Raw genomic sequence first — 648 nt, forward strand, 5'->3', positions numbered from 1 at the left:
GGCAAAAATCCTTACACTTTTGAGCAAATACCTCCTGGAAGTGGTCCTTGGAAAGAAGCATGGCAAATATTTAAGGGCTACCCCAGTGTCCATGCTTGTTATGGTAATGCAGGTTCAATATGTCGACAGGCTTATGGATTACCTAATCGTACGCCAATTTATTCAAAATATTCAGGAAGAAAAAAATGAAACAAATCTTGAAATTATTAAGTGGTCTCATTCTGTTAAATATTGCTGGATGTAACATCGACAAGCCTCCACCAGGAGTTTTGAGTGCATGGGAGAAACCAGGAGCAGATTTTACTGAGGTAGGAAAAGCATTGTTAGAATGTGGTATGCCAACCCCTTATGATGTTTTTCCAGAAAATAGAAAGCTAAGCATCAATGCAGAGGCTTCCATCGATGCTTGCATGATTCAAGCAGGATTCCGCTACAAATGGGGAGGACCATATTGGTGTTATACTTTTAGAGCTGAAAACCTTCCCATTTGTCGTCCAGGTGCTGTCATACCACAGCGCAGTGTCAAGAAGCGTTTGAACAGCCCTTTTTGTAAAAAGTATAAAAATGCACCTGAATGCCAGCCTTAAGTCTTGCTTCAGCAGAGAAAGCCTTGAATTTACACCAAATAAAGCACCAGGTTGATGAGCT

Annotated in this window: 1 protein-coding gene and 1 pseudogene; both read left to right on the forward strand. The window is 40.9% G+C overall.

The annotated features are described in order from the left end of the window. Window positions 1-189, forward strand: a pseudogene (locus ACFIKG_RS09715) (hypothetical protein); the annotation flags it as partial. Beyond that, window positions 186-587 (forward strand): hypothetical protein, encoded by a 402-nt coding sequence (locus tag ACFIKG_RS09720; RefSeq protein ID WP_375618845.1) that lies wholly within the window; start codon window positions 186-188, stop codon window positions 585-587. The pseudogene ACFIKG_RS09715 and the gene ACFIKG_RS09720, both read left to right, overlap by 4 nt. Window positions 588-648 lie beyond the last annotated feature (61 nt).

Origin of the sequence: Bartonella sp. LB28NMGDW (genome assembly GCF_042194435.1) — a bacterium.
Lineage (GTDB): Bacteria > Pseudomonadota > Alphaproteobacteria > Rhizobiales > Rhizobiaceae > Bartonella > Bartonella grahamii.